Source organism: Sedimentibacter sp. zth1 (genome assembly GCF_017352195.1).
Lineage (GTDB): Bacteria > Bacillota > Clostridia > Tissierellales > Sedimentibacteraceae > UBA1535.
The window spans coordinates 2041150-2064609 of sequence record NZ_CP071445.1; the positions used below are offsets into that span (position 1 = coordinate 2041150).

Consider the following 23460-nt stretch of genomic DNA (forward strand, 5'->3'; position numbering starts at 1 on the left):
AAAAGTTAATCACATACTACTTTATTACACCTATAATCCATATTCATTCAAAAAATGCAAAATTGAATTTATTTCATTCGTTTGGTCATCTCTTAGTTCATAAAGTCTTGCTGCTGAAATAACAATCATCCATTCTTCTATATCTGATTCCGTTATTCTCATATGACTAAGATATTCGACAGATGCTTGTCTTTTTATTTGAAGTAATGCTTTTGCATCAGGAACTCCATCTGGTACGGGTGTTTTTTCTATCAAATAAACAGTTCTTGCTATATCATATAACCTATTGCCTTTACAAATATCCATAAAATCAATAACATAATTTTTATTATCACCGACAAGAATATTTCCATAGTGAAAATCACCATGACAAAATCCATCGTCATCTGGAAGTTTACTTAATATAGTAAGAAGCTTTGCTTTAATATCTGGTGAAATAAAACATGTATTTGTTATATTATAATGCAATACTGATTTCGCACTAACAGCATTTGGTAGTTTCTTTTTCAGTAGTTCCTTATGTATTTTAGCTAAAATAGCAGTATTCTTTTCAATATTTAATGTTTCTAACAAAATTTTATCTAATGGTATTCCAACTATTTTGTCATAAATAATGCCATATCTTTCATCAATGTCAACGAGCTCATAACTTTTAGGAGTGCAAATATCTAGTGTATTTATGAGTTTTGAATTGTTATATTCCTTAACAACAGAATCATAAAAATATCCCCTATTAAATAATTTAACTACTTTATTATCACCAATATCATACACTTCTGCAGTGTTCCCCGTTCCTATTAAACAATCAAGTGAATACATATGTACAGTCCTCCTATCTCTAAATAAAACTACTCTATTGCATATGTTTACTATTACTTTCATCAATTAAAATATATATCATGTAATTAAATACATGATATATATTTATATTCTTAATATTATCAGAATTGCTAATTTAATACAATGAATAATATATATATATTTTCCAAAAACGTCATGGCAAAAAACTAAAATATGTATTATAATGAATTTAAAGTTATATTTGTTAATTATGTTAACTTAAGGAGATTATTGTTGTGTCTTTAGAAGATGATATGTTAAGTGTAAAAAGTGGTAAAGCGATAAATCCACTACAAGTTGAGGTCCATTTGACGAGCGCTTGTAATCATGATTGTAAATGGTGTATCTACAAAGGCATTAGAAATACTAAAAATACATCTATGACATATGATAGTGCAATTACACTAATGGACAGTTTAAAGAAATCTAGTTGTGATACTGTATTGTTTAGTGGAGGTGGAGAACCTCTAATGCATAAAAACGCTGAACAAATAATATGCTATGCTCATAGTTTAAAAATGAATTGTGTGCTAATAACAAATGGTGCATTACTTAAAAATGTTAATTTAGCAAGGCTAACTAAAGCACTAACTGTCATAAGAATAAGTTTTGATTCATATGATGAGAATTCTTTTCATTTAGTTCATCGTCCTAAAAACAAAACAGATTCTTTTGAAGAATTGTGTACAAGTGTAAAAAAAATAGTAGAACTAAAAAGCGAAAATACACTGGTTATTTTATCTTATATATTGGATGAAGAAAGTATATCTGGTGTTAATAAATTTGTTGAACTGTCAATAAATTTAGGTGTTGATGAAGTTGATATAAAAACAGATCATAATCTCTCATATACTAAACGAAAAGTACTTTCGGATCAAGCTAGGGATGTTTTAAAATGCTTTCAAGATAATATAATAATTAGTTTTGATCCAGTTAAGCATAGAACAAATTACATTAAAAAGCCTTGGCTTAATTTATGCTATCAATGCATGATCGAATTTGATGGACTGATTTATCCATGTTGCCATAAAATAGAGAAAGAATTTATAATTGGAGATATTAATAAAGAAGATTTTGTAAATATATGGTATAGCGATAAACATCAGTACATGATCAATAAATATTACAGTGAAAAATTATCATGCCCAACATGTTCAGATTCAAGTATTACTAAAATGATTAGACGTATTATTAATAAAATGTAAGCCAATAATTTACCATGCAGTTAAATCTATATTATTTATGTGTTTTTAGGTTTTGCTCATGGCTTATTAATAAATTTAAGGAGGATAATTATGGGTAATCATTGTGTTGTAAAACAAAAAACTCTAGCTGAATTTGAAAAAAAATTAAATGAGTCTAAAAGAGCTACAAAAAAAGCAACTAAAATTATAGCTAAAAAAGAAAAATAGTAAAGACATCTATAATTACTATCAATTAAGCATAATTGCATAAACGATTATTATAACAAACAATAATCGTTTATGCTTAATGCTAATAAAAAATATCTTATTAAGAGGTATACAGTGTTTTTAGAATATAAAAAAAACAAGTCATTTGTATGTGATTTTCAATTAATTTATGATACGGATAATAAATTGCATTTAGATTTTTATGCATATGGTCTTTTAAAAGAACCATGTGTTTTAAATTTAAAAGCAAAGTATAAGTTATTAGATTATGGTTTAATTGAAATATCTAAGAAAAAATATAAGCTAATCAGTAAGAAAATGAATAAAATAACAAAAAATTTAAATTATATGAAAAATATCACTACAAAAATGAAAAATTCAATATATAGATTGATAGAGTCAAACATCGAGTTTGAAAGATTAATTGAAAGTGGTATTTATGATTACAATGTTTGCAAAAAATGCTTTGATTGTGTTACTGATGTCATGGCATATAGGCGAATAGCAGATTTATCGGGAGAATATTATTCAAAATCTGTTTGCAAAGAACGTTATTCTAAAATTGGAATACCATCATACTTAATTACGCTAAATGAAAACAAACAAAAAATAAATGATTTAAATGATATCAAAATCTTTATAAAAGAATATTCATATTTAAGTACATTCAATATAGACAATAAAAAGTATGAGGATATAAATAATTATACACTAAATGTCAATGCACAAGGAAACCTTAAACCAATCAATATACCATTTGATAAAAGTAAATGTAAAAATAATATTGAAGAAATAGTATATAGCTTGTCATGGTATAGTGAAATGAGACATATATATCAGCTTAGAACTTTGAGAAATTTCAAGTTATTTATGGAAGCTAAAAACATGGATATTTATAATACTGATATAAGGATGATTTTAAATTATGTTTAAATTTTTAAAAGATGTAGAATTTAATGATATAAAAGCAGTAGGAAAAAAGGCTTATAATTGTAGCATAATGATAAAAAACAATATAAATACACCTGATGGATTTGTTATTTATGGAAAACTAAATGTGAGTGACTTTAAGGTAGTTAAACGGTTTACGAATAATGATGTGTTATATGCCGTTAGATCATCTATGGGAAATGAAGACAATACTGATGTAAGCTGTGCTGGGAAATATTTATCATTTTTAGGATTAAAGAAAAACGAAATTAAGTATGCAGTAAAGGAAATATATAAACATGCTTATGATAGTAAAGATAAATGTGTATTGGTACAACCACTTATTTGTTCAGAAGTTTCAGGAGTTGTTTTCACTAAGAATCCTATAACCAATAATGGGTTCCTAATAAATTCAGTTTTAGGTATAGGAGAAAATGTTGTTTCAGGTTGTATTACGCCTGATGAATATGAAGTAATAGATAATAACATTAATTTAAAAAATACTCAAAAAAACGTGATATTTACATATGAACAAAAAGAAGAAATTGGTCGTACCAAACGCTTTAATGGCATAAGGGCACGGGTAGTTATAGAAAATAAGAATAAGCTTATTTTAAGTGTTAACTATCTTGACAGATATAAACCTACATTAAATGATATGCAAATAGAAAAATTAATAGAAGATTGTGAGAAAATTAAACGTATATTTAAATGTGAGCAGGATATAGAATTTGCAATAAAGGATAATACTATATATTATTTGCAAGCAAGACCTATAACTTCAATCTCAAAAAACATTACTAATGACACATTTAAGCAAAAGGGTATCCCATTAATTGGTCAAGGAGCTTCGATGGGTACATTTAAAGGCGAAGCCGTAAAAATTGATTACGGAGTACCAGTTAATAGAAACATTGATTTTAAAAATATGATTGTTGTGCTTGATGAGCTTTATCCAGAACTAATATATAGCTTAAACAATATTGGAGCATTAGTTACTGCTAAGGGTGGCATATTATCACATGCGGCAATAGTTGCAAGAGAAAGGAATATACCCTGTGTTACAGGATTGGATGACAAAATAGATAAAATAGAAAGTGGAATGCAACTTTACGTTGATGCTAATAATGGAGAGGTGTTTATTTGTGATGCTTAATAACTATATTAAAAATGTTGATAATAGTTATATAGATAGTCGTTTAATATATTTAAACAACCAGCAAGATATAAAAAAAATAATTTTAAATTGCGATTTAGAACCTGACTATGAAAGCTTAACCCTAACAGGCACAATGATATGTAGCGATACCTTTGTTTATCCTTTTGCGGCTGGGTTTGATTTAGGATGTGGACTAGGCTTGTTTCTAACTGATTTAAACAAGAATGACATAAAACAATTAAAGTTGGAAGAAACAAGCCCTTTTGGCATTAGAAAAAGCAAATATACAAATCATTCTAATTCTAATAATCAAACTGTCATAGGTAAATCAATTATGAATGAGTATTTAGGACAAGTAGAAACAGGAAACCACTTTGTAGAAATAAGGTTGCTTAATAATAAAATTTGTATTCTAGTACATAGCGGATTGCCTAAAAGAATAAAAAATTTGTTTGCTATGGAGCTTATAGATTTAGTAAAAAAATATAATCCGAATATTATGCAGTCTGAAAATTCTTATGAATTCAAATTAAATAAAAATAGCTTTGAAGCTATCAATTTAATTAAAGCAATTGAAGAGGCAAACAATTTTACTCGCATAAACAGACAATATATAGCTAAAAAAATCGTTAAAAGCATGAATGGAAAAATTATAGATTATATAGATGCTTCTCATGAATATATAAAATTTAACAACGAAAATATTATTCATTGCCACGGTACTCAAGAGTATGTAAAAAAGCTTAATAATTATATAGCTGTTGTGTTGAGTGGAAGTTCATCGCCTAATTATGTTGTAAAAAAGAATAATGATATTGAATATATAAATCATGGTACAATATTAAAATCTATTAATTGTAATGGTGAAAGAAATTATTCATCATTTGAAGAATTATCAGATGATAATGCTACAAATTTTAGGTCATTGTATAAGCTAATACCTCTATATTGCTGTAAAAGGAGAGCAAAAAAGTATGTATATGAAGTATATTGAAAATAAAAATTTAAATTTATTAAGTATAAACTTTATAATACCAGTTGGTAATAAAACCATTTTTAATAATAAAATAAACAAATTTGCACACTTAATCGAACATCTTATTTTTCATGGCAGTTCAAAATACACACAATATGAACTGCTATTTAAAATTGAAGAACTTGGAGGAATTTTTAATGCTCAAACTAATGATTATTATACAGAATTATATTTAAGAATTACAGAAGATAATGTTATAGAAGCAATTGAACTTATTTTAGATGCCCTTATACACTTTGATATTAGTGAAGATGATTATAATAGCGAAGTAGAAATAATAAAAATAGAAGACAAGCAAGCAAATTCAAATGTTGATTTTATTGTAGATACAATGTTAACAAAATGTCTTAATCATGTTAAAAATGATAATATTCCTTCATTTAATGATATCATAAAAATATATAAAAATATATATAACAATTGGTCATTAGTTATAATGGGAAAACTTGAAAAAACTAAAATAGAAAAGATTAGAAATCTCGTCAATGATGAAGGAGAACCAAAATACAGTTTTTCTGATAATTTGCTATATAAACATTTAGATTTTAAATACAAATTTATAAATAAAGCCTTAGACAAAAATGATAATCTATTTTTATATGTTTTTCGTTGCAGTGATAAAACAGATACACTGACAATGAAGCTAATTAAAAATATATATGTAAATGGTTTATCTTCTATATTATATGATAAACTTGTTTCGGATTTTAATTATTGCTACAACATAAATTTTAGAGATTATAGCGTACATAATAACTTTTTTATTATATATTTTACACATGATAATAATTCAAATTTATTATTGAGTGATGCAAAAAAATTATTTGTTGATGTATTTAACATCAAATACATAAACTCATTAAAAAGCACAGATATAAAAAGAGCTGTTAATATGGTTATAACAGAAGCTTATTTGAAATTCGAACGAAGCAGTGCCCAAATTAATGATACAATAGACAATTATTTATTTGAGAGGGATGTTACAATAACAAATAATTATTTAGATAAATTAAAAAGTATGAGTGAAGAAGATATAAAATTATTATTGGCATTAGCTATAGGGAGAGAGTAATCATGATAAAAATTGAAGGAGTAAGTAAGTCTTACGGTAAAAAGGAAAAAAAATACGTACTTAATAATATTAATTTATCTATCCCAGACAATGAAGTTGTAGCTTTACTTGGACACAATGGTTCAGGTAAATCTACACTAATTAAGTGCTTAACAGGTATTTTAAAACCTACTAATGGAAAAATTAGCATTGACAATTTCGATACTTTTAAGTATAGAAAAAAGCTAATAAGAAATATGGGAATAATTTTCAATCAAAAATCTTCATTTATTACAGATTTAAGTGTTTACGATAATTTGCTTTTTTTTAAAGCCATATACGAAATAAGCGATGAAAAATTTAAAAAAATGATAAATTTGATAGATAAGTATATTGAAATTAAAAAATTGTTTGAAAATCCTTATAGAAAATTAAGTTTTGGTGAGCGAGTAAAATGCGAAATAACATCTATTTTACTACATACACCTAAATATATAATATTGGATGAACCGACTATAGGGTTGGACTATAATGCTAAAAAAGGTCTTTACCAGCTTTTAGCTTATTTTAAAAACAATTTGAAATCTACAATTATCATAATAACTCATGAGATAGATTATATAGAAAACATTTGCGATAGAGCTATTATTTTAAATAAAGGTCAAGTGAAATATGATGGAAAATCAAATGTAATTTGTAGCTCTGCTACAGAAAAAATAAAAGTTATAGTAAAATATAAGTATATAATTGATGAAATTAAAGCAAAACATTTGTTAGATAATGCAACAGAAGTAAATGAAGTAAAACATTTAATTGTATTCGATTTAAAAGATAATACTCAAAAAGATAAATATGTCAAGAATATAACAAATGCTTTTAGCATAGAAGGCATTTCTACAGAAAAAGTATCTCTTAGGGAGGTATTTGAAGATGTACTTAGTGAAACTAAGAAGTGTTAATAAAATATTATTAAAACTAAGAATTGATAGATGCAAATTGTTTAAAACAGATACAATTTTGAGTGTTATAAGTAGCTTAACTTATCTGGTAGCAAATTTATTGTTTTGGTATTTGATAAATAATACAGGATTCTTAATAGACGGTTGGTCTTATAGCGATATATTAGTATTTATAGCATATTCCGAACTTTTTTTCGGGCTTGAATCTGCTATTTTTTCTGTAGCATCACGTTTTTGGTTTGTTGTCCATAGTGGTAGTTTGGATGTTAATCTATCAAGACCTCTAGATCCGAGATTTAGATTTATATTGTTAAATATGGATTATATTAAAATAATAACAACTTTTATAACATTTATAGTCATTATTTTAATTTCAAAGCAAAAAATCAATATCTTTATGCATGTTTTAGGTATATTAATTGTTATGGTTTCAAATTTTATTTTAATGCTTATAAGATTTACTATGAGCTATATGTCATTTTGGTTTGGAAAAATGGATGCCATATCAGAACTTGCAGATTGCCTAACTTGGTTTAATAAATATCCGCTGACAATTATGCCTAATATTATAAAAATAGTATTTAAAATACTGCTTCCTTTTTACTTCTTTAGTACATTTTCGACTGAAGCAGTGTTGAACAAGCTAACTATGCAAACTGCAATAATTGGGTGTTTAGGGTTAATAAGCAACATAATTATTTGGATTGTTATTAATAATTATGTTTGGAAGAAAGGCAGAGAAAAATATGAAAGTATCAATGGTTAAGTACATTTTTCTAATAAAAACATATATAAAGACATATAAGAAATATCCTTTAGGTTTATTTTTAAAACTAATATATTTGCCTGTTCAGATGCTAATGTATATATTTTTATGGATTAACATTGGAAAATCAAGTAATATAGATATACAATATCTTATATTATATTATTTATTAACAAATCTATTGTTATATGCATATCCATTTACTCATATCGCTACAGATATTCAAACTGATGTTATGGAGGGTGGAATAGCAAATTATTTAGTAAGACCATATAGCTATATTACACTATTTTTGGCAAAATATATATCATGGATGGCATTATATTCAGTTATATTCATACCCACAATAATAGTAATATATTTTTTGGCTAATTTGACGGTATTGCAAGTATTTATGTTTATAGTAACAATATTAATTGGAATGTTTGTAGAATTTATGTTTTGGTTTAATGTTGGATTGATTTCGTTGTACATAGAAAGAATTAAAGGTGTAATGACTACAGCTATGGCAATAAGAATGTTTGTATCTGGAAGTATAATACCTTTAACATATTTTCCAGAGATGTTTCAAAAGCTAACATATTTTTTCCCATTTAGATATTATATATATGTACCTGTTAGCTCAGTATTAACTCAAAATAGCTTTAACGAAATAATTCTAAATTTATCTGGGGGATTGATTTGGCTATTATTACTGAGCATTAGTTCTTTGCTATTATGGAATAGAGGAGTAAAAATATTAAATACAAACATGGGCTAGTTGTTTAGCTGTGTATTTTTATATATTTAAATCTTCTGTGTCATATATTTTATATTTTGTGATGATACCATATGTATTTTCGAAAGATTTTTTAAGCGAATTTTCTAATTTATATATAGTTACAGCTTTACACATATCAGATATATTTATAACTCTTGATATAACAGTGTCTATACCTTTTGATTCTATTTTTTTCTTTGAAGGCTTGAGATAGTGAGCTGGTTTTTCTAAATCGTAATTGTCTTTATGCATTATATATGTAAAACAGTATCTAGGCCTTTAAAAAATTATAATATTCATTATTTCCTTAAATTATGGTAATATAAAACAAGACAAAACTGAGCAAGGTAGACTAGGAAATTTGTTATAAATAGCCTTACAATATATTTAAGAGGTGATGAAAAGTGAATTACATTCAAAGTATGCAAAAAGCAATTGAGTATATGGAAGAACATATTTTAAATGATATCAATTATGAGGATGTAGCAAAACAGGTATACATGTCTAACTATCATTTTCATAGAACTTTTAGCATGTTAACAGGCATTACAGCCAATGAGTATATTAGAAATAGAAAACTATCTATGGCAGGTCAAGAACTTATAATGTCAAATGTTAAAATTATTGATATAGCATATAAGTATGGATATGATTCTCCCGAGAGCTTTACAAAAGCATTTACTAGGTTTCATGGAGTTACACCAAATGTAGCAAAACGTGCTGGAATGGAATTAAAGTCTTTTAATCGTCTCATAATAAAAATTCAATTGGAAGGTGGAACGATTATGGATTATAAAATCGTAGAAAGAAAAAGTTTTAAATTGTTAGCAAAGGTAAAAGCATTTAGAAATGAGATTGTTTCTGATGAAAGCAATACAGAGATTCCTGATTTCTGGAGTGAATGTATTAAAGCAGGAGTTATTGATAAATTAAAACAAAATACTAAAAGTCATAATATCTATGGAGCATGTGCACCTATATCAGAAAAGAGTAACTGTTTTGATTATGGTATAGGCATGGAGTATAATGGTGGTAAATTACCTAAAGGATATAGAATATGGGATGTTAAGCCAACATTGTGGGCAGTTTTTAAATGCATAGGCAATAATGGCGATTGTATTGGAGAAACATGGGATAGAATATTTAAAGAGTTTTTACCTAGTTCAGAATATAACATGTTAGACGATACAGACTTTGAGTTATATCCAGAGGATACAAACTCGGAAGTTTTTTGCGAAGTGTGGATACCTGTGGAAAAGAAATAGTAGAAAAACACAAAAAATCATTAAGTCGATAATATAGTAAATAACAATTTAATGACCTACCTGCATTTAAATTTTTTTCAAATGTTTGGTAGGTCATAGCTTTTCTATTTTACTGACACAAATACGTAGCAACACATCCATCTTAAGATCATATTTTCCCAAGGGAAAATATTTGTGTTAGGTGCCGGTATTTCACCATAAACTTTTATTTCTTCTTCATTTGTGTATCCAGAATCTTCACATATTTTACGCCAAATGTTTAAATCTATCATTTTATTGTCTTCTTCATCATAATTATCTTCTATACCATTATACAATTCTATCCATTTTTTTGTATTGGATGAATTTAAATCTTCTACTAAACTCATATCATAAATAGCATAGCCTTTTTCTTTTAATATTCGATGTGACTCTTTAAATCCTAGTAAAGTCTTGATTTGCATACTTTCAAAACCACCATTAGAAGTTATACAGTCAACTGCCTTATCCTTAATAGGTAAGTTTGAACAATCACTTGCTAGATAAATAACATTTACAAAGGGATTGTAAAGATTTTCTGTAATAAATTTTCTATTCCATGCCAAGATTCTATGAGACAAATCAGTCAATATAACTGTACAATTCCAATCAATACGTTCCAGAGCATATTTTATTCCTGTTCCAGTACCAGAAGCAATATCAAGAATAATACGAGGCTTTCTCTTTTTTATTTCTCTCCATTTTAGTTCCTCATCATATATTTCACCACGATTATAAACTGGCAATATTGGATATGTTGCTTCTTTTAAATAATGATTATAGTTTCTGTATGTAAGTGACCACTGTTCACCTGGAATTTCCCTAGTATTAAAATATAAAACGCCATCTTCTAAAAAATACTGATGCTTATTGTCACATTCAAAATACGTTTTGTTTTCAATATTATGCAGTGTTAATCTATGTTTACATTTTGGACAAATTAATATTTCACTTATCTTGTTAAGACCTATATCAGCTGTACCAACAATATTACTTACACTTTCTGCAATGGCTGAAGATAATTCAGACATCGTTTTTTCGCTTAGCGTAGTTATTGGTATATTTATTTGATTACTTGTGTCTTTGGATTTACTTTTAGCATTTATATTTACTTTTATATCTAAATCATTTTCAGATATATGATTAGAAATTCTTAATAATTCATTATCACTAAAGTACGGAGCAATTGATGAAATCAGTTTTAAATCTTCTTTAGAATTTAGTAAATTATTTAAACTTTCAGATAATTTAGGATAAGTCGTGCTACTAAAGTTAGAGTTTTCTTCGTCATTACACAAGAGTGTATTTATTGAAGTTTCAAATAACCAAGATAATTCAACCAAAATATCAATATCAGGTAAGGCTAATCCACATTCCCATTTGCTAACGGCTTGTGTACTTAAATTTAATTTTTCAGCAAGCTGAGCTTGTGACAGACCTAATTTTTTACGTAAACTATTTATTCTATTACCAAATTGTTTTTTATCTACCATATTTAATCTCCTAATCTATTATTCAATATTTATCATCTAGATGTAATATTATTTTATATTAAATTGGTAAATTATGAAACATATCTTTATTCTATATTATAAAAATATAATCAACTGTCAGTTGAATTAATTTGGTGTTATTTTGGATTAAAACAAAATCACATTTCAACCAAGTTGAAATGTGATTATATTTACAATTAATTATTCAGCTGTATATGGTAGTAAAGCTATTGATCTTGCTCTTTTTATAGCTCTAGTAACCATTCTTTGGTGCTTAGCACATGCTCCTGTAATTCTTCTTGGTAATATTTTACCTCTTTCAGTAACATATTTTTTAAGCTTACCAACTTCTTTGTAATCTATTGAAGTAGCTTTTTCTTGACAGAATTGGCATACTTTTTTTCTAGGTCTTCTTTTCATTCCGTTATTTCTTTTGTAACCTTCTCTTGAGCTCACTATATTTCCCTCCTTTAAAATGGAATATCTTCTTCATCTACTGGTTGGAAAATATCATTATCATCATCTGAAAAATCATCAAAAAAATTGCTATCCGGATTTTTAGGTTTTCCAGGTAAAGTTGATGCTGATTGCTTTGAACCAATAAATTCTACTCTATTTGCTATTACATCTGTAGTATATTTTTTTTCGCCTGATTGTGTAGTATAACTTCCAGTACTAATCCTTCCGTTTACAGCACACATGCTTCCTTTTGCAAGATAATTAGCACAGTTTTCCGCTTGTTTTCCAAAAACAGATATACTTATAAAATCTGCAGTTGGTTTGCCTTGATTAATAGCTTCTTGTTTCTTATCACCAAACAATTCTTTATCCACTGCTAATGTCATTCTTGTAAATGCCATTCCTGATGGAGTGAATTTTAAGTCGGGATCCCTAGTTAATCTTCCAATTAAAACAACACTGTTCATATTTATCCCCTTTATATTTATTTAGATTCGTTTACTGTTATCATATGTCTTAATACATTATCACTGATTTTGCAAATTCTGTCAATTTCGTTAACAGCATCTGCGTTTGATGTGAAGTTAATTATAACATAGTATCCATCTCTTTTTTTATCAATCTCATAAGCAAGTCTTCTTTGACCCCACTCATTAACTTTTTCAACTGTTCCATTTAGTGTAACTACTATGTTTTTAATTTTTTCAATCTCATTATTTCTTACTTCTTCTTCTAAGTTAGAAAGTAATATAAATACGCCTTCGTATTTTCTCATACGTTTCACCTCCCTTTGGTCTCTGGCCCTTAAAAAAACTTAAGAGCAAGGATAGCTAATATATTGTAACACCATTTCTTGAATTGTACAAGTATTTTTTATAGTTTTATTCAAAAATAACATATTCAGATTGATTGCTACAATATTTACATACTTTATCTGTACAAACTTCAATTTTTGGTGCAACTTCAAATTCATTTACATAATCGTCAATTACCATTTCTACATGCTCTTTACAAGCAAAAATTAATACTTTATCATCCATAATGTTTATACCTCTTCAAAATATTAAGGTTATTATACATCAACAATTATATTTGGTAAAGGATAATTATATTAAAAATAAAGTATTTGTATTGGTAAAAAAGCAATTAAAAACTTACTTTGTTTACTTATATATTTACTTTGAAAAAACAATGAAAATATGTTATCATTAATTGCAATTATAGTTTGGAGGAAAAAAATTTGAAGTTTTGTTCATTGTATAGCGGTAGCAGTGGAAACTGTCAATTCATAAAAACGGATTCAACTAAAATTTTAGTTGATGCTGGCTTAAGTGGAAAGAAAATTCAACAAGCATTAACAAATATAGGTGAAGAAGCAAGTGATATTCAAGGTATATTTATAACTCATGAGCATATTGATCATATTCAAGGTGCTGGAATATTGTCACGAAGATTTAATATCCCTGTTTTTGCCAACGAAGAAACTTGGAATGCTATGAAACCCTCCGTTGGGCAAATAAAACCGGAAAATATAAGAGTCATTGATGATAGTGTTGAAATTGGTGATTTATTTGTACAAGCCTTCGATATATCACATGATGCTGCAAAACCTGTTGGATATAAAATATTTAATGATAATAAAAAAATTTGTTTGCTAACAGATACAGGTTGTGTAACTCCCTCTATCAAGCAAAATGTCATGGGTTCAGATTTAATTTTAATTGAAACTAATCATGATGAGGATATGGTTTTAATAGGTTCTTATCCTTGGCCTTTAAAAAGAAGAGTCTTGGGGGAATTCGGGCATATGTCCAATGATTTAGCTGGTAACCTACTATGCGAAATATTAAAAAAAGGAACAGAAATTGTTTTGCTTGCTCACTTAAGCAAAGAAAATAATTTCCCTGAACTTGCTTTTAAAACTGTAGAAAACATATTGGGTGAAAATGGTATATCTACAAATGAAGGAATAACAATAAATATGACATATAGAGACAAATCTACAAAGGTATATGACCTATAAATATTAAAACTGCAATATGTTTTAATATTTTTTTTTTTTATACTAATAATATTATTAATCTTAACTGTAACTTAATTATTTAAACAGTACATATTTCAACTCATATATTTTTTTACTAAATTAAAGACTTATTTAAGGAATATACACTAATATAAGGTTATAGATAAACAAACACATTTTAGGAGGTATAAAAAATGAGTAATGATAATTTAGACAAAAATATTTTAAATGAAAGTGACTCTAATATAGAATCACAAAATCTAAATAGTAATAAAACTAATATAGAACAAACTAATAATGTAGATAGTATAAATTTTGTTACTATGGATGATAATAAAGAGGAAAAACGAGTTTTAGATAATGATGAAAGCATAAATTATACGCCTAACAACAACCGAATAGACAATATTTATGCAAGTGATAATAACAAAAACTTTGGAAATACAAACTCTTCTAAAGCTACAGATAGTACAGATAATTCTATAAACATAGACCAAAACCAAAAAGCAAAAAAAATTAAAGTTAAAAAACATAAAGAGCACAGAATTCTTTCAACTATAGCACTCACATTGGTAGTAGCACTTATTAGTGGAGCAACTGGTGGATTTATTGTAAATTATATGAATACAAATAGCAAAACTATACAATCACCTGCTAATCCTAATTATCAAAGTATTTCTATAGATCTAAACAATAATCCTTACTATGCTGCAGCTGTATATGAAAAAAATAAGGATACTGTTGTAGGTATATCTACTGTATTAGTACAAACATATCAATCATTCTTTGGTGGAAGACAACAACAAGAAATGCAAAGCATTGGTTCAGGTGTTATAATAAATTCTAATGGTTTAATATTGACAAACTCTCATGTTATAGGAGATGGTCAAGCAAAAAGCGTTGATGTAACACTTTTTGATGGAAGTATTGAGAAAGCTGAAGTGCTTTGGTATGACGCGGTTCTTGATTTAGCTGTTGTAAAAATATCTAAGACAAACTTACCTTATGCAACTATTGGCGATTCAGATAACGTACTTATCGGAGAACCTGTTGTAGCAATGGGTAATCCAATGTCATTAGAACTTTATGGCACAACAACTGATGGTATAATTAGTGGATTGAATAGATCAATAACTATAGAAGGTAACGTAATAAAACCTTTAATTCAAACTAGTGCATCTATAAACCCTGGTAACAGTGGTGGCCCATTATTCAATGCTAAGGGCGAGGTTATAGGAATTAATACAGCCAAACTTTCAAATGCTGAAGGAATTGGTTTCTCTATTCCAATAAATGTTGCAACACCTATCATTAATCAAATAACTAATAATGGAAAAGTAACCAATGTATATTTCGGTATAGTTGGAACAAGTGTTTATAATTATGAAAAACAACTTGGTATTAAATTATCAACAGATTATGGTTTTTACGTATCTGAGGTCTCTAAAAATTCTCCAATGAAAAAAGCTGGTATAAGAGCTGGAGATATAATTATAGCTGTTGATGATACCGAAATTAAAAATATAGATGATTTAAGACGTGTACTATATAATTACTCAGTTGGTGATAAAGCTACTATAACTTATACAAGAGATGGTGAAAAATCTACAACTGAAGTAACTTTTGAAAAAATGCCTGATAATAATTAATTTTATTTAACCTTCCAAAATAAGCTACATATATTGTGTAGCTTATTTTTTTATATACGCAGAGTTGCATAGCAACTTTTTTATAAAATCATATTCATTTGACAAAACAATACAATAAACGTAAAATATAAACTATAATTATATAGAAATTATCGACTCAACTAATATTAAGGAGAACAAAATGGATAAGGACTCAGTTTTTTATAAATCTATTGATTTGTTTAAAGTGTTTTTCAAGATTGGTATGTTCACATTTGGTGGTGGTTATGCAATGATTCCTTTTATACAAAAGGAAACGGTAGAAAAAAATGGTTGGATTTCAGATGAAGAAATTCTCGATATTTTTGCAATTGCTGAAGCTACACCTGGTGTAATCGCAGTAAATACTGCTACTTTTGTAGGATATAAAATAGCTAAATTTTGGGGTAGTATATTTGCAACTTTAGGAGTTATTTTACCTTCTTTTTTTATAATATTGATTATCTCATATTTTATAAAAGATTTTCTAAGTATAAAACTGGCAGCTTATGCTTTTAAGGGTATAAGGGCTGGTGTTGTTGTACTAATACTTGGTGTTATTAAAAAATTTTCACACAAAAACAAAGCCAACATGTTTAATATAATAATTACTATATTAGTGTTTGTTGCTGCTACATTCACAAGTATCAGTACAATTTATATATTATTTATAGCTCTGTTTATAGGTATTGCAAAAAATATGTTAACTAGAAAGAAGGAGTTATAATATGATGCTATATTTAGATCTACTATTTACATTTTTCAAAATTGGCTTGTTTACAATAGGTGGTGGCTATGCTATGATACCTTTATTGCAAAACGAATTGCTATCAAAAGGCTGGGCCACACTTGATGAAATAATAAACTTTATAGCTATTAGCGAATCTACTCCTGGACCTTTTGCAGTAAATATGGCAACATTCGTAGGCGTTAAAATGGGTGGAGTTTTAGGAGCTATATCTACAACTCTTGGAGTAATTTTACCTTCTTTAATAATTATCTTAATTATAGCTAAATATTTTGATAATTTTAAAGACAATTTCTATGCTAAGAGCGCATTATCAGGATTAAGACCAGCCGTTATTGGATTGTTATGTTCATCTGTTTTCACTATATTTGTAAACAATTTTATATTGGATTCACATTTGTTACTTTCTATAAATACATTTTTATCAGCAATCGACATACGAGGCTTGATAATTTTAATTGCAGCATATTTTACCTACAATAAATTTAAAATACATCCAATTAAACTAGTAGTTATTTGTTCTGTATTAGGAATGATTGCTTATAGTATTTAAAATTAAAACCACAAGCTAAATGAAAGTAAAAGCATCCCATAATAATATAATAATAAATTTAAAGTACCCATTAAGTGGTGCTTTTTTCTATAAAAAAGTAAAAACATCAAAACAAAATCAGAAGCAAAAAATAGTATTGAACCTAGTAAAATCAAAATGTTTTTCATAGAGTATCCACATACAATTGACAAAGTTATTCCTTTTGCCAATAATAATGCTACAAAAAACGAATACAAAATTGAGTATTTTTTAAGTTTTTGACTTATATCCATACAGTCTAAATTCAAAAGAACATATGTCAACAATACTGACACAATTGGTAAAATAAAATCATAAATACTTAGCTTTACATATCTGTTTAGTGCCATAGCAAAAACAAGATGTGCAATTAGGAATGATAATAAACCAAGTATAAAATAATTTTCAGTATTCTTTTTTGTGGCATTTATACCTAAAAAAACATCGCCTAATAGGCATAAAATAAAAGCTGGAAGCATGAAATATAGGTTAGTTGTATTGCCAAAATTTATTCCTCCATATAGCGCAACCGCAACAAAACATAAACTGTTTATGGCTTTAGCCAAAGTATAATATCTTTTTAAATTATTGTTGTAATATGTCGATATTAATAACGAAAATAATAAAGTATATATTACAAGAAATGCTATTTGCATAAATTCATCCTCCTATATAGCTATAAAAAAGTTGCTACGCAACTCCGCGTATATAAAAAAGGACTAATGAAAATTTCTAGTAATCTCATTAGCCCCATTTATTAATACTATGCAGTTAAATATAAATATATTAATTCAATTGTATTTTTAATTCCATCTAAATGCGTTCTTTCCATACCATGAGAAGCATGTACGCCAGGTCCTATAAGTGCACCTTTAATATCATTTCCACCTCTTAATGCTGCTGAGACATCTGAACCATACATTGGATAAACATCAGCTGCATAACTAATCCCATTTTCCTTTGATAAGTTAATAAGCTTTGTTGTCATATCAAAATCATATGGTCCTGAGCTATCTTTTACACAAATTGAAACTTGTTGTTCTGTACATGCTAAATCTAGGCCAACACATCCCATATCAATACCCACTAGCTCGTTTATATTAGAAGGTAAACTTGAGCAACCATGTCCTAATTCTTCGTATGTAGAAACTAATATTTTGACCATATGACGTGGTTTTGTATTCCTTCTTGAAAACATTTCTAATAAGCTTAATGCACAAGAAGTTCCCGCTTTATCATCAAGGTATCTTGATTTAACAAATCCACTTTCTGTAATTTCAAATTTAGGAGAAATTGAAATGAAATCTCCTGTTCCTATTTCAAGTTTTTGAACATCTTCTTTTGTATAAACTACTTCGTCTAATCTCACCATCATGTTATCTTCATTTCTTTCCTTGGTTTTGGCATCAGGAAAAACGTGAACTGCAGGTGATGTAGAAAGTATTGTACCTGTATATACTTTTCCTGCTCTTGTGTGAATTTTACAATACTCTCCATCTAAAGTAGAAAACATATTTCCACCCAATGAAGTGATTTTTAAAGTACCATTTGAATTTATAGACCTTACCATTGCTCCTAATGTATCAACATGAACTGGTATTCCAACACAATAACTATTATCTTCGCCTTCTATTGTTATAATACCATTGCCTTTTTGATTTTTTTCAAATTTATATCCCAACTCATTGGCAATAGATTCAATTTCATTAATAACATTTTTACAATACCCGGTAGGACTTGGTATACTTATAATTCTTTCCAAAATTGATGTAGTAAATTCTTTATTAAACATTTCAGCCTCCGCAATATAATTTATGCTTTTAATATATCACAATTCGCCATAATATTCAATATTAAGTAAGGTTATAAATAATAATGATTTGTTATGTTTTATAATTTGGTATATAATAATTTTAAGAATATTTTATATGGAGGTAGAAATGAAAAATTTAAAGTTAAAGGATTTTCTAAATTACAAATTTATTTCTCGTTTAGAATTATCACCAAACAACGACAATGCAGGATTTGTAGTGACTTTGTCTGATTATGACAATAATACTTATAATTCTAATATTTGGTTACTTAATAGAAAGTCAAAAAAATATAAAAAGCTAACTTGTTTAAATAAAGAAAATAGCTTTTTATGGCTAGATAATGATACAATTTTATTTCCTTCTCAAAGAGATGAGCACCTTAAGGCTAAAACAGAAGCCGGAGAAGCTTGGACTGTTTATTATGCTATAGATATCAATGGTGGAGAAGCTGATGAGTATATGCGTATTCCATTAAATGTATCTGAATTGCAAAAAGTAGATAATAATAATTTTATACTAACAGCTGAATTTGATAATAACTTAATAGATTTACATAATCTTAAAGGTGAAGAAAGAGAAAAAGCTGCAGCTAAAATAAAAGATGATAAAGACTATGAAGTACTTGACGAAATACCATTTTGGAGCAATGGTCAAGGCTTTACCAATAAAAAAAGAAATAGACTTTACTTATTCAATAAAGAAACAAATAAATTAACTCCTATTTCAGATGAACTTTCAGAAATCTACACATTCAAATACAAAAATGGTAAAATTGTCTACACTGCAAATAAATTTGAAGGCAAAATGGATTTATTTGACAGTCTAAATGTTTATGATATAAAACAAAACATAAACACAGTTTTAATACCTCAAAGCACTTATTCTATTGGATATGTAGACTTTATTGAAGATCTTATTGTATTAACATTGTCAGACATGAAAACTGGTGGATTAAATCAAAATCAAGATATATATAAATTTGAAAATGGAAAATTAGAATTGATAACTGTTCATAACACTGGCTTTGGAAGTTCTGTCGGTTCTGATTGTAGATATGGCGGTGGAAAACAAGTTAGAGTTATAAATGATAAAATCTACTTTGTATCTACATTGGGTAAATGTTCATTTATCAATGAATTATCTCTTAATGGTGATTTAAAAATTATCACCGAAGACACTGGTTCAGTTGATTGTTTTGATGTGTTTGATGATGAAATATTGTTTGTTGGTATGAGAAATTATAAACTTCAAGAAATTTATTCATTGACTAATGAAGAAAAACAAATTACTGACTTCAACGAACCTATAATTAATAATAAAACTATTTCAATCCCAGAATACATGAAATTCTTTAATAACGATGGCATTGAGCTAGAAGGTTTTGTAATCAAACCAGTTGATTATGATGAAAATAAAATTTATCCAGCAATATTTGATATTCACGGAGGGCCTAAGACTGTTTATGGAGAAGTATTCTACCATGAAATGCAAGTTTGGGCAAACATGGGTTACTTCGTATTTTTCTGTAATCCTCATGGAAGTGATGGTAGAGGTGACGAATTTGCTGATATTAGAGGAAAATACGGTACTATTGACTATGATGATTTAATGAAATTCACAGATTTAGTATTGCAAGCATATCCTCAAATTGACAAAAAAAGAGTTGGTGTTACAGGTGGTTCATATGGGGGCTATATGACTAACTGGATTATCGGTCATACTGATAGATTTAAATGTGCTGTTTCACAAAGAAGTATAGCTAACTGGATTTCTAAATTTGGTACAACAGATATTGGATACTATTTCAACGCAGACCAAAATGCCTCAACTCCTTGGGAAAATCATGACAAACTTTGGTGGCATTCTCCTCTTAAATATGCAGATAAAGCAGTTACACCAACGTTGTTTATACACTCACAACAAGACTACAGATGTTGGTTAGCTGAAGGATTACAAATGTTCACAGCATTAAAATACCATGGTGTTGAAGCAAGACTTTGTATGTTTAAGGGAGAAAACCACGAGCTATCAAGAGGTGGAAAACCAAAGCATAGAGTTAGAAGATTAGAAGAAATGACAAATTGGTTTGAAAAATATTTGAGATAAAGATTAAAACATAAAAGACTATATATGAACTATATAGTCTTTTTTTACTTTATGGGGGAAAGTAGTCTAATTAATATCATAAATTATTTATGACAACTATCATAATTTGCACAACTCTTGCAGCTACTACAACTTTTAAATCTACCTGTTTTTATCTTTAGTCTTATGAGATGAATAAGAACGCCTAAAAACGAACAAAGAACTATAGTTCCTATAATAAATGTTGCCATATTTATACCCCCTTAGCTAATCTAGATTTAGAAGATGGTTTTATAATCATATATATCATAAATACTAATACTACTATTGCTATGCCTGTAAATAAAGAAAACTGACCCTTTAGTAGCATTGATGTTTGGTATACTATAAGTGAAACTGCATAGGCAAATCCTGTTTGATAACCTATAGCCGCTAACGTCCACTTTGCACTACCCATCTCTTTCCTTATAGCACCTATTGCTGCAACGCATGGTGCACACAATAGATTAAATATTAAGAATGAAAATGCTGAGGCTTGAGTAAATATATTTTGAAGTATTGGCCATACCTCTACTCCGTTTTCAGCTACCTCCGCAAAGTTAAATAATATACCAAATGTTCCTACTACATTTTCTTTTGCTACTAAACCTGTTAGAGTAGCTACTGTTGACTGCCAATTTCCAAAACCTAACGGGCTAAATATTGGTGCAATCACCCTACCTATTGACGCAAGAATCGAATCCTTTGTATCAACCATCTGCATTGACCAATTAAATGTACTTAAAAACCATATAATTCCACATGCTAAAAATATTACAGTCCCTGCTTTTTTTACAAATGATTTTCCTCTATCCCAAGTATGCTTAAACACATCCTTTGCTCTAGGCACATGATACTGAGGTAACTCCATAACAAATGGTGTTTCTTCTCCAACGAATCCTGTAGTCTTTTTAAGTATCACTCCTGAAATTAAAACAGCAAATATGCCTACAAAATAAGCCACTGGTGCAACCCATGGTGCCCCTCTAAATAGTGCTCCCGCTATCAATGCTATGATAGGTAACTTTGCAGAACAAGGGATAAAGCTTGTTGTTATTATAGTAATTTTTCTATCACTTTCACTTTCAATAGTACGAGATGCCATTATACCTGGAACACTACAACCTGTTGCAATTAACATTGGTATAAATGATTTTCCAGATAATCCGAAGTTTCTAAACACTCTATCCATGATAAATGCTATACGAGACATATATCCGCAATCCTCTAAAATAGCCAAGAAAAAGAATAATACTAGCATTTGCGGTAAAAATCCTATAACTGCTCCCACTCCCCCAATTATACCATCAACTATCAAAGAATTAAGCCATTGGGCACTATCCACTGAAATTAAAAAGCTACTAACAGAAGGTGATATAATTTCTGCAAACAAAACGTCATTAACCCAATCTGTCATCATAGAGCCAACTGTTGAAATAGAAACATAATACACAAGAAACATTATAATTGCGAATATTGGTATTGCTGCATACTTATTTGTAATTATATTATCTATTTTATCAGTAACTGTTATTTTTGTTTTATTTTTTTTCTTAACAGCCTCTTTTACTAAAGTATCAATCACCATATATCTCTCTGACGTAATAATAGTTTCACTATCGTCATTCATTTGCATTTCATAATTTTTTGATATTTCATTTATTTTACTAAACGAAGTTTTAGACAAACCAATTTTATCTATTATCTTTTCATCATGTTCAAATAATTTGATTGCATACCATCTTTTATTATCAACTTCAACTTTACAATCTATTAATTCACCAATTTTTGATATTGTATTTTCAATACTGTCTGAAAATTTACAATGCTTAACTTTATGGTTTTTATTTTTAGCTACTTTTATTGCTGCATCTATAATATCATCACAGCCTTCGTTTCTTAAAGCAGATGTTTCTATAACCTCACAGCCAAAGAAATTTTTCAAAAGCCTTTTATCTATTTCATCACCTTTTTTTCTTAAAACATCAACCATATTCAATGCTATAACTACTGGAATTCCAACTTCCAACAATTGAGTAGTTAGATATAAATTTCTTTCAATATTTGTACTATCTACTATATTTATAATTGCATCTGGTTTTTCGTCAATCAAATAATTCCTTGAGACAACCTCTTCTAAGGTATACGGAGATAAAGAATATATTCCAGGTAAATCGACTATATCTATATCTTTATGACCTTCTAATTTTCCTACTTTTTTTTCAACTGTAACGCCTGGCCAGTTTCCAACATATTGAGAACTACCTGTCAAGGCATTGAACATGGTAGTTTTACCGCTGTTTGGATTTCCAACTAATGCTAATTTTATGTTCATATATTATTCCTATAGCTACCTAACAATTAC

Annotated in this window: 25 protein-coding genes; 14 read left to right on the forward strand and 11 right to left on the reverse strand. The window is 27.9% G+C overall.

All coding sequences use genetic code 11. The features are described from left to right. Positions 1-30 precede the first annotated feature (30 nt). Entirely contained in the window at positions 31-819 is a 789-nt protein-coding gene (locus tag JYG23_RS09885) for a phosphotransferase (RefSeq protein ID WP_207235513.1), read from the reverse strand. 257 nt (positions 820-1076) lie between these two features. Between JYG23_RS09885 and JYG23_RS09890 the strand changes: the two genes are divergently transcribed. The 8 genes from JYG23_RS09890 (at position 1077) to JYG23_RS09925 (ending at position 8913) form a co-directional block, all read left to right on the forward strand. Then, the gene (locus JYG23_RS09890; protein ID WP_207235514.1) at positions 1077-2045 is read left to right on the forward strand and encodes a radical SAM/SPASM domain-containing protein; all 969 of its coding nucleotides are present in this window, start codon (positions 1077-1079) and stop codon (positions 2043-2045) included. A gap of 321 nt (positions 2046-2366) precedes the next feature. Beyond that, positions 2367-3185: a hypothetical protein gene (locus JYG23_RS09895; RefSeq protein ID WP_207235515.1), complete on the forward strand. Its 819-nt coding sequence runs from the start codon at positions 2367-2369 to the stop codon at positions 3183-3185. Then, positions 3178-4338, forward strand: a complete 1161-nt coding sequence (locus JYG23_RS09900; RefSeq protein ID WP_207235516.1) for a PEP/pyruvate-binding domain-containing protein — start codon at positions 3178-3180, stop codon at positions 4336-4338. The genes JYG23_RS09895 and JYG23_RS09900 overlap by 8 nt, the downstream gene beginning before the upstream one ends. Further along, complete coding sequence (locus tag JYG23_RS09905) at positions 4331-5335, forward strand: RtcB family protein (RefSeq protein ID WP_207235517.1); 1005 nt, start codon at positions 4331-4333, stop codon at positions 5333-5335. Before JYG23_RS09900 ends, JYG23_RS09905 begins: the two co-directional genes overlap by 8 nt. Further along, on the forward strand, positions 5322-6449 hold the full coding sequence (locus tag JYG23_RS09910; protein WP_207235518.1) for a pitrilysin family protein: 1128 nt from the start codon (positions 5322-5324) through the stop codon (positions 6447-6449). The genes JYG23_RS09905 and JYG23_RS09910 overlap by 14 nt, the downstream gene beginning before the upstream one ends. A gap of 2 nt (positions 6450-6451) precedes the next feature. Continuing rightward, on the forward strand, positions 6452-7387 hold the full coding sequence (locus JYG23_RS09915; RefSeq protein WP_207235519.1) for an ATP-binding cassette domain-containing protein: 936 nt from the start codon (positions 6452-6454) through the stop codon (positions 7385-7387). Then, positions 7359-8153 (forward strand): ABC-2 family transporter protein, encoded by a 795-nt coding sequence (locus JYG23_RS09920; RefSeq protein ID WP_207235520.1) that lies wholly within the window; start codon positions 7359-7361, stop codon positions 8151-8153. The genes JYG23_RS09915 and JYG23_RS09920 overlap by 29 nt, the downstream gene beginning before the upstream one ends. Continuing rightward, positions 8134-8913 carry an ABC-2 family transporter protein gene (locus tag JYG23_RS09925; protein WP_207235521.1) on the forward strand — a complete coding sequence of 260 codons (780 nt, stop codon included), beginning with the start codon at positions 8134-8136 and terminating at the stop codon, positions 8911-8913. The genes JYG23_RS09920 and JYG23_RS09925 overlap by 20 nt, the downstream gene beginning before the upstream one ends. 18 nt (positions 8914-8931) lie before the next feature. Here the strand turns inward: JYG23_RS09925 and JYG23_RS09930 are convergent, their stop codons facing one another. Further along, positions 8932-9165 carry a hypothetical protein gene (locus JYG23_RS09930; protein ID WP_207235522.1) on the reverse strand — a complete coding sequence of 78 codons (234 nt, stop codon included), beginning with the start codon at positions 9163-9165 and terminating at the stop codon, positions 8932-8934. A gap of 152 nt (positions 9166-9317) precedes the next feature. Between JYG23_RS09930 and JYG23_RS09935 the strand changes: the two genes are divergently transcribed. After that, positions 9318-10178, forward strand: a complete 861-nt coding sequence (locus JYG23_RS09935) for an AraC family transcriptional regulator (RefSeq protein WP_207235523.1) — start codon at positions 9318-9320, stop codon at positions 10176-10178. 104 nt (positions 10179-10282) lie between these two features. Here the strand turns inward: JYG23_RS09935 and JYG23_RS09940 are convergent, their stop codons facing one another. The 5 genes from JYG23_RS09940 to JYG23_RS09960 form a co-directional block, all read right to left on the reverse strand. Beyond that, positions 10283-11689, reverse strand: coding sequence for a methyltransferase domain-containing protein (locus JYG23_RS09940; protein ID WP_207235524.1), 1407 nt, complete (start codon positions 11687-11689; stop codon positions 10283-10285). Positions 11690-11890: 201 nt separating this feature from the next. Continuing rightward, complete coding sequence (rpsR, locus tag JYG23_RS09945) at positions 11891-12109, reverse strand: 30S ribosomal protein S18 (protein ID WP_207238000.1); 219 nt, start codon at positions 12107-12109, stop codon at positions 11891-11893. 50 nt (positions 12110-12159) lie between these two features. Next, positions 12160-12615, reverse strand: coding sequence for a single-stranded DNA-binding protein (locus JYG23_RS09950; protein ID WP_207235525.1), 456 nt, complete (start codon positions 12613-12615; stop codon positions 12160-12162). A gap of 17 nt (positions 12616-12632) precedes the next feature. Next, the gene (gene rpsF / locus JYG23_RS09955; RefSeq protein ID WP_207235526.1) at positions 12633-12923 is read right to left on the reverse strand and encodes a 30S ribosomal protein S6; all 291 of its coding nucleotides are present in this window, start codon (positions 12921-12923) and stop codon (positions 12633-12635) included. A 106-nt stretch (positions 12924-13029) separates the two neighbouring features. Further along, on the reverse strand, positions 13030-13188 hold the full coding sequence (locus tag JYG23_RS09960) for a CxxH/CxxC protein (protein ID WP_207235527.1): 159 nt from the start codon (positions 13186-13188) through the stop codon (positions 13030-13032). Positions 13189-13388: 200 nt separating this feature from the next. Here JYG23_RS09960 and JYG23_RS09965 point away from each other — a divergent pair, with 200 nt between their 5' ends. From JYG23_RS09965 to JYG23_RS09980, 4 genes are all read left to right on the forward strand, one after another. After that, complete coding sequence (locus JYG23_RS09965) at positions 13389-14171, forward strand: MBL fold metallo-hydrolase (RefSeq protein WP_207235528.1); 783 nt, start codon at positions 13389-13391, stop codon at positions 14169-14171. Between the two features lie 194 nt (positions 14172-14365). Then, the gene (locus JYG23_RS09970; RefSeq protein ID WP_207235529.1) at positions 14366-15820 is read left to right on the forward strand and encodes a S1C family serine protease; all 1455 of its coding nucleotides are present in this window, start codon (positions 14366-14368) and stop codon (positions 15818-15820) included. 181 nt (positions 15821-16001) lie between these two features. Next, positions 16002-16565: a chromate transporter gene (locus JYG23_RS09975; protein ID WP_207235530.1), complete on the forward strand. Its 564-nt coding sequence runs from the start codon at positions 16002-16004 to the stop codon at positions 16563-16565. Position 16566: 1 nt separating this feature from the next. Then, positions 16567-17139: a chromate transporter gene (locus tag JYG23_RS09980; protein ID WP_242631557.1), complete on the forward strand. Its 573-nt coding sequence runs from the start codon at positions 16567-16569 to the stop codon at positions 17137-17139. A 2-nt stretch (positions 17140-17141) separates the two neighbouring features. Here JYG23_RS09980 and JYG23_RS09985 read toward each other — a convergent pair whose 3' ends face one another. Together JYG23_RS09985 and JYG23_RS09990 are read right to left on the reverse strand one after the other, a co-directional pair. Next, positions 17142-17813 carry a lysoplasmalogenase family protein gene (locus JYG23_RS09985; protein WP_207235531.1) on the reverse strand — a complete coding sequence of 224 codons (672 nt, stop codon included), beginning with the start codon at positions 17811-17813 and terminating at the stop codon, positions 17142-17144. A gap of 107 nt (positions 17814-17920) precedes the next feature. Continuing rightward, positions 17921-18949, reverse strand: a complete 1029-nt coding sequence (locus JYG23_RS09990; RefSeq protein ID WP_207235532.1) for a M42 family metallopeptidase — start codon at positions 18947-18949, stop codon at positions 17921-17923. 148 nt (positions 18950-19097) lie between these two features. Here JYG23_RS09990 and JYG23_RS09995 point away from each other — a divergent pair, with 148 nt between their 5' ends. Continuing rightward, positions 19098-21077: a S9 family peptidase gene (locus JYG23_RS09995; RefSeq protein WP_207235533.1), complete on the forward strand. Its 1980-nt coding sequence runs from the start codon at positions 19098-19100 to the stop codon at positions 21075-21077. Between the two features lie 83 nt (positions 21078-21160). On the opposite strand, the gene JYG23_RS10000 is transcribed toward JYG23_RS09995, so the two are convergent. Then, on the reverse strand, positions 21161-21307 hold the full coding sequence (locus JYG23_RS10000; RefSeq protein ID WP_207235534.1) for a hypothetical protein: 147 nt from the start codon (positions 21305-21307) through the stop codon (positions 21161-21163). Between the two features lie 2 nt (positions 21308-21309). Beyond that, the gene (feoB, locus tag JYG23_RS10005) at positions 21310-23430 is read right to left on the reverse strand and encodes a ferrous iron transport protein B (RefSeq protein ID WP_207235535.1); all 2121 of its coding nucleotides are present in this window, start codon (positions 23428-23430) and stop codon (positions 21310-21312) included. Between the last annotated feature and the right edge of the window lie 30 nt (positions 23431-23460).

Coding starts and splice junctions, on each gene's coding strand:
- JYG23_RS09975 (WP_207235530.1), top strand. CDS start 16,002: ATGGATAAGGACTCAGTTTTTTATAAATCTATTGATTTGTTTAAAGTG.
- JYG23_RS09910 (WP_207235518.1), top strand. CDS start 5,322: ATGAAGTATATTGAAAATAAAAATTTAAATTTATTAAGTATAAACTTT.
- JYG23_RS09985 (WP_207235531.1), bottom strand. CDS start 17,813: ATGCAAATAGCATTTCTTGTAATATATACTTTATTATTTTCGTTATTA.
- JYG23_RS09885 (WP_207235513.1), bottom strand. CDS start 819: ATGTATTCACTTGATTGTTTAATAGGAACGGGGAACACTGCAGAAGTG.
- JYG23_RS09905 (WP_207235517.1), top strand. CDS start 4,331: ATGCTTAATAACTATATTAAAAATGTTGATAATAGTTATATAGATAGT.
- JYG23_RS10000 (WP_207235534.1), bottom strand. CDS start 21,307: ATGGCAACATTTATTATAGGAACTATAGTTCTTTGTTCGTTTTTAGGC.
- JYG23_RS09970 (WP_207235529.1), top strand. CDS start 14,366: ATGAGTAATGATAATTTAGACAAAAATATTTTAAATGAAAGTGACTCT.
- JYG23_RS09960 (WP_207235527.1), bottom strand. CDS start 13,188: ATGGATGATAAAGTATTAATTTTTGCTTGTAAAGAGCATGTAGAAATG.
- rpsF (WP_207235526.1), bottom strand. CDS start 12,923: ATGAGAAAATACGAAGGCGTATTTATATTACTTTCTAACTTAGAAGAA.
- rpsR (WP_207238000.1), bottom strand. CDS start 12,109: ATGAAAAGAAGACCTAGAAAAAAAGTATGCCAATTCTGTCAAGAAAAA.
- JYG23_RS09900 (WP_207235516.1), top strand. CDS start 3,178: ATGTTTAAATTTTTAAAAGATGTAGAATTTAATGATATAAAAGCAGTA.
- JYG23_RS09930 (WP_207235522.1), bottom strand. CDS start 9,165: ATGCATAAAGACAATTACGATTTAGAAAAACCAGCTCACTATCTCAAG.
- JYG23_RS09950 (WP_207235525.1), bottom strand. CDS start 12,615: ATGAACAGTGTTGTTTTAATTGGAAGATTAACTAGGGATCCCGACTTA.
- JYG23_RS09920 (WP_207235520.1), top strand. CDS start 7,359: ATGTACTTAGTGAAACTAAGAAGTGTTAATAAAATATTATTAAAACTA.
- JYG23_RS09995 (WP_207235533.1), top strand. CDS start 19,098: ATGAAAAATTTAAAGTTAAAGGATTTTCTAAATTACAAATTTATTTCT.
- JYG23_RS09990 (WP_207235532.1), bottom strand. CDS start 18,949: ATGTTTAATAAAGAATTTACTACATCAATTTTGGAAAGAATTATAAGT.
- JYG23_RS09925 (WP_207235521.1), top strand. CDS start 8,134: ATGAAAGTATCAATGGTTAAGTACATTTTTCTAATAAAAACATATATA.
- JYG23_RS09915 (WP_207235519.1), top strand. CDS start 6,452: ATGATAAAAATTGAAGGAGTAAGTAAGTCTTACGGTAAAAAGGAAAAA.
- JYG23_RS09940 (WP_207235524.1), bottom strand. CDS start 11,689: ATGGTAGATAAAAAACAATTTGGTAATAGAATAAATAGTTTACGTAAA.
- feoB (WP_207235535.1), bottom strand. CDS start 23,430: ATGAACATAAAATTAGCATTAGTTGGAAATCCAAACAGCGGTAAAACT.
- JYG23_RS09980 (WP_242631557.1), top strand. CDS start 16,567: ATGATGCTATATTTAGATCTACTATTTACATTTTTCAAAATTGGCTTG.